The organism is Frankia sp. CeTa3Moorea (assembly GCF_978021225.1).
In genome coordinates, this window is the sequence record NZ_CDXDOR010000059.1 from 1611 (window position 1) to 6132 (window position 4522).

Sequence of the window (4522 nt, forward strand, 5' to 3'; positions counted from 1 at the left end):
GGCGGCCGGAACCTCCTTGGCCTTGCCATAGCCGACGCCCACGGTCCCGTCCGCGTCACCGACCACGACGAGCGCCGTGAAGCTGAACCGACGTCCGCCCTTGACAACCTTCGCCACGCGGTTGATCGCGACAACCCGCTCGACGTAGGCGTTCTTCTCCTGCGCCGGGCCGCTGCCCGACCGGTCCCGGCGTTCCCGACGGTCCGAGCCGCCGGAGCCGCCGCCGCGGCGCTGCTGGCCTGGCATCTACAACATCTCCCTGTTCTGGCTGTACTGGCGGTAAAGGCTGGACTGACAGTAAAGGCTGGGGGCAGTCATCAGAAGTCCAGCCCGCTCCCCCGCGCCGCGTCCGCGAGCGCGGCGATGCGGCCGGAGTAGGTCCGCCCACCGCGATCGAACACGACCGCGGCGATCCCGGCCGCCTTCGCGCGCTCGGCGACCAGTGCGCCGACCTTGCGGGCCTGCTCGGTCTTGTCCCCCTCGCCGCCGCGCAGCGACACGTCCAGAGTGGACGCCGACGCCAGCGTGTGGCCGGCGACGTCGTCGATGACCTGGGCGTAGATGTGCCGCGAGGACCGGGTGACGACGAGCCGTGGGCGGGACGGGGTGCCCGCCACCTTCTTGCGCACCCGGACGTGCCGACGGAGCTTCGCGGTCCGTCGGCGCGAGCTGGCGCCGAGGCTCACTGCCATGATCTATCTCCTACTTCCCGGTCTTCCCGACCTTGCGGCGGACGACCTCGCCCTGGTAGCGCACGCCCTTGCCCTTGTACGGGTCGGGCTTGCGCAGCCCGCGGATCTTCGCGGAGACCTCACCGACCAGCTGCTTGTCGATCCCGTGGACCACGAAGCGGGTCGGGGTCTGCACCTCGAAGCGGATGCCCTCCGGGGCCTTGACCGGCACCGGGTGGCTGTATCCGAGGGCGAACTCCAGGTCGGAGCCCTTGGCCTGGACACGGTAACCGACGCCGACGATCTCCAGGGTCTTCGAGTATCCGGCGGTGACGCCGGTGACCATATTGGAGACCAGGGTGCGAGTCAGGCCGTGCAGCGACCGGGAGCGACGCTCATCGTCGGGCCGGGTCACGAGGAGCCGACCGTCCTCGGTGTTCACCACGATCGGCTCGGCCACGACGTGGCTCAGGGTGCCCTTGGGCCCCTTGACGGTGATGGTGGCTCCCTGGACGGTGACATCGACACCGCTGGGGACGGGAATGGGCAGGCGCCCGATCCGTGACATCGCTCGCCCTCCTTACCAGATGTAGGCGAGGACTTCCCCGCCCACGCCCCGCTTGCCCGCCTGCTTGTCGGTCAGCAGACCCGACGAGGTGGAGATGATGGCGACGCCCAGGCCCCCGAGGACCTTCGGGAGGTTCGTCGCCTTGGCATAGACCCGCAGACCCGGCTTGCTGATGCGCTTGATCCCGGCGATCGAGCGTTCCCGGTTGGGGCCGTACTTCAGATCGATGACCAGGGTGTGGCCGACGCCGCCAGCCGAGGTCGCGTCCTCGACGTGCCAGCCGGAGATGTATCCCTCCTGCTGGAGGATCTCGGCAATGTGCGTCTTGATCTTGCTGTGAGGCATCACCACGCGGTCGTGGTACGCCCGGCTGGCGTTCCGGACACGCGTGAGCATGTCCGCAATCGGATCGGTCATCGTCATGGCTTGACGCCTTTCTCACGGCGGTTCCCGCCGGCGCCGAGGTCGTCCTCGGCCGCTGGATGCCGGGCCTGCCGCGATCGGGTGGAGGTGCGGTGGTAGTGCGGTGGAGCCGTGCTGCCGGTGGAGCCGTGCCGGCCCCGGTCCGGGGCGCGGTACCGGCCTACCAGGAGCTCTTGGTGACGCCGGGCAGCTCGCCGCGATGCGCCATCTGCCGCAGGCATACCCGGCAGAGCCCGAAGCCCCGGTACACCGAGCGGGACCGGCCGCAGCGCTGGCATCGGGTGTAACCCCGGACCGCATACTTCGGCTTACGGTTCGACTTCTCGATCAGTGCTTTCTTGGCCATCTCTCTAGTTCTCCCGGAAGGGGAAGCCCAGCGCCCGCAGGAGCGCCCGGCCCTCGTCGTCGGTGGTCGCGGTGGTGACGACCGTGATGTCCATGCCCCGAACCCGATCGATCCGGTCGATATCGATCTCGTGGAAGATCGACTGCTCGGTCACCCCGAAGGTGTAGTTGCCGGCACCGTCGAACTGCTTCGGCGACAGCCCGCGGAAGTCACGGATACGCGGCAGCGCGATGGTGACGAGGCGGTCGAGGAACTCCCACATCCGGTCACCACGCAACGTCACCTTGGCGCCGATCGGCATCCCTTCGCGCAGCTTGAACTGGGCGATGGACTTCTTCGCGCGCCGGACCGCGGGCTTCTGGCCGGTGATGGCCGCGAGATCCCGCACAGCGCCATCGATCAGCTTCGCGTCCCGGGCGGCGTCTCCGACCCCCATGTTGACGACGACCTTGACGACGCCGGGGATCTGCATGACGTTGCGGTAGGAGAACTGGTCCCGCAGCGCCGGGGCGATCTCGTCACGGTACCGCTGCTTGAGCCGTGGAACCGGGCGAGCGCCGGTGGTCCGGCCTTCGATGGTCCGGCCCTCGGTGGTCACAGTCATGGTCTAATCTCGTTTCCCAACTGCTCGACTGCTCGCTCGGCCTACAGCTCGGTGCCGGTGCGCCGCGAGACACGCACCTTGGTGCCGTCGTCGTTGATGCGGTAACCGATCCGGGTCGGCTTCCCGTCAGACGGGTCGACGATCATCACGTTGCTCACGTGGATCGGCGCCTCCTGGGTGATGATGCCCCCGGACTGCGAGCCGCGCGTGCTCTGCTGGACCCGGGTGTGCCGGGTGATCCGGTTCGCGCCCTCGACGAGGACCTTGTTCTGCTCCGGGTAGGCGCGGATGACCTTACCCTTGAGCCCACGGTCCTTGCCGGTGATGATCTGGACCGTGTCGCCTTTCTTAATCTTCAAAGTGGCCACGGTCACAGCACCTCCGGTGCCAGCGAGATGATCTTCATAAACTTCTTGTCACGCAGCTCCCGGCCGACCGGCCCGAAGATGCGGGTGCCCCGAGGGTCACCACCGTCCCGGATGAGCACCGCCGCGTTCTCGTCGAAGCGGATGTAGGAGCCGTCCGGCCGCCGGCGCTCCTTGGTGGTACGCACCACGACCGCCTTGACCACGTCGCCGCGCTTCACGCCGGCGCCGGGCAGGGCGTCCTTCACCGTGCCGACGATGATGTCGCCGATCCCCGCGTAACGACGCCCAGAGCCGCCGAGCACCCGGATGCAGAGAATCTCCCGCGCTCCGGTGTTGTCGGCGACCCGAAGTCGCGACTCCTGCTGAATCACTTTCCGCTCCTGATCACCCGGTCCTGCCCGGCCCCGGCGTCCGGGCCAGAACTACTTCACTACTTCGCCTTCTCCAAGACCTGAACGATCCGCCACCGCTTGGTCGCCGACAGCGGCCGCGTCTCCATCAGCAGGACGCGGTCGCCGACACCGGTGGTGCCGCTCTCGTCGTGCGCCTTGACCTTCTTGGTACGACGGATCGTCTTGCCGTACAGCGGGTGCTGCACCCGGTCCTCGACCGCGACCACGACGGTCTTGGTCATCTTGTCGCTGACCACGAGGCCCTCTCGGACCTTACGGAATCCGCGGGGGAGAGTCGCCGCGTCCGTGCTCTGCGAAGCCTCCTGGGAGGCCGTCTCGTCTGTCACTGTCCTCACGCCCGTTCCGACTGCGTCGCGTCATCGTCCGCCGCGCCGGCCGCCACCGCCGGATCGTCGGTGATACCCAGCTCCCGTTCGCGCATGACGGTGTAGATCCGGGCGATGTCGCGCCGCACGGCCTGCAGCCGGCGGTTGTTCGACAACTGCCCGGTCGCCGCCTGGAACCGGAGGTTGAACAGCTCCTCCTTGGCCTCCCGAAGCTTGTCGACGAGCTCCTCGCCCGACAGGCTCCGCAGCTCGTCCGCGGTAGCGACAGCCATTACGCACCACCTTCACGGACCACGAAACGGCACTTCATCGGCAGCTTGTGGATGGCCCGCCGCATCGCCTCGCGGGCCACCGGCTCCGCGACCCCGGACAGCTCGAACAGGACCCGGCCCGGCTTGACGTTCGCAACCCACCACTCAGGCGAGCCCTTACCGGAACCCATCCGGGTCTCGGCCGGCTTCTTGGTCAGCGGACGGTCCGGGTAGATGTTGATCCAGACCTTTCCACCACGACGGATGTGCCGGGTCATCGCGATACGGGCCGACTCAATCTGCCGGTTCGTCACGTAAGCCGACTCCAGGGCCTGAATCCCGTACTCACCGAACGTGACCCGGGTTCCGCCCTTGGCGGCACCAGTCCGCCCGGGGTGGTGCTGCTTGCGGTGCGCGACCTTCCGGGGAATCAGCATGTCTATTCCTCCGCCTTCTCCGGAGTGTTCGCCACGGCCGCCTCAGGCGTCGCGGCCGGCGTACTCGGCGCCGCGGCCGGCGTACTCGGCGCCGCGGCCGGCGTACTCGGCGCCG

10 protein-coding genes and 1 pseudogene are annotated in these 4522 nt (G+C 68.2%); all 11 read right to left on the reverse strand.

The genetic code is table 11. The features are described 5' to 3' along the window. Positions 1–246 (reverse strand): annotated as a pseudogene (locus tag AC08OV_RS12470) (30S ribosomal protein S5); the annotation flags it as partial. 71 nt (positions 247–317) lie between these two features. After that, positions 318–692, reverse strand: coding sequence for a 50S ribosomal protein L18 (gene rplR, locus AC08OV_RS12475; protein WP_476608876.1), 375 nt, complete (start codon positions 690–692; stop codon positions 318–320). Positions 693–702: 10 nt separating this feature from the next. Then, positions 703–1239, reverse strand: coding sequence for a 50S ribosomal protein L6 (gene rplF, locus AC08OV_RS12480; protein ID WP_462185697.1), 537 nt, complete (start codon positions 1237–1239; stop codon positions 703–705). Positions 1240–1251: 12 nt separating this feature from the next. Next, a complete protein-coding gene (gene rpsH, locus AC08OV_RS12485) occupies positions 1252–1662 on the reverse strand; it encodes a 30S ribosomal protein S8 (RefSeq protein WP_011435051.1) in 411 nt (136 codons plus the stop codon). Between the two features lie 160 nt (positions 1663–1822). Beyond that, on the reverse strand, positions 1823–2008 hold the full coding sequence (locus AC08OV_RS12490) for a type Z 30S ribosomal protein S14 (protein WP_011435050.1): 186 nt from the start codon (positions 2006–2008) through the stop codon (positions 1823–1825). A gap of 4 nt (positions 2009–2012) precedes the next feature. Further along, positions 2013–2612, reverse strand: a complete 600-nt coding sequence (gene rplE / locus AC08OV_RS12495; RefSeq protein ID WP_462202438.1) for a 50S ribosomal protein L5 — start codon at positions 2610–2612, stop codon at positions 2013–2015. A gap of 41 nt (positions 2613–2653) precedes the next feature. Then, complete coding sequence (gene rplX, locus AC08OV_RS12500; protein WP_462185747.1) at positions 2654–2980, reverse strand: 50S ribosomal protein L24; 327 nt, start codon at positions 2978–2980, stop codon at positions 2654–2656. A 2-nt stretch (positions 2981–2982) separates the two neighbouring features. Next, positions 2983–3351, reverse strand: a complete 369-nt coding sequence (gene rplN / locus AC08OV_RS12505; RefSeq protein ID WP_009740518.1) for a 50S ribosomal protein L14 — start codon at positions 3349–3351, stop codon at positions 2983–2985. A 59-nt stretch (positions 3352–3410) separates the two neighbouring features. Beyond that, positions 3411–3719 (reverse strand): 30S ribosomal protein S17, encoded by a 309-nt coding sequence (gene rpsQ / locus AC08OV_RS12510; protein WP_476612731.1) that lies wholly within the window; start codon positions 3717–3719, stop codon positions 3411–3413. A 5-nt stretch (positions 3720–3724) separates the two neighbouring features. After that, on the reverse strand, positions 3725–3991 hold the full coding sequence (rpmC, locus tag AC08OV_RS12515; RefSeq protein WP_462185695.1) for a 50S ribosomal protein L29: 267 nt from the start codon (positions 3989–3991) through the stop codon (positions 3725–3727). Continuing rightward, entirely contained in the window at positions 3991–4407 is a 417-nt protein-coding gene (gene rplP / locus AC08OV_RS12520; protein WP_009740521.1) for a 50S ribosomal protein L16, read from the reverse strand. The genes rpmC and rplP overlap by 1 nt, the downstream gene beginning before the upstream one ends. Between the last annotated feature and the right edge of the window lie 115 nt (positions 4408–4522).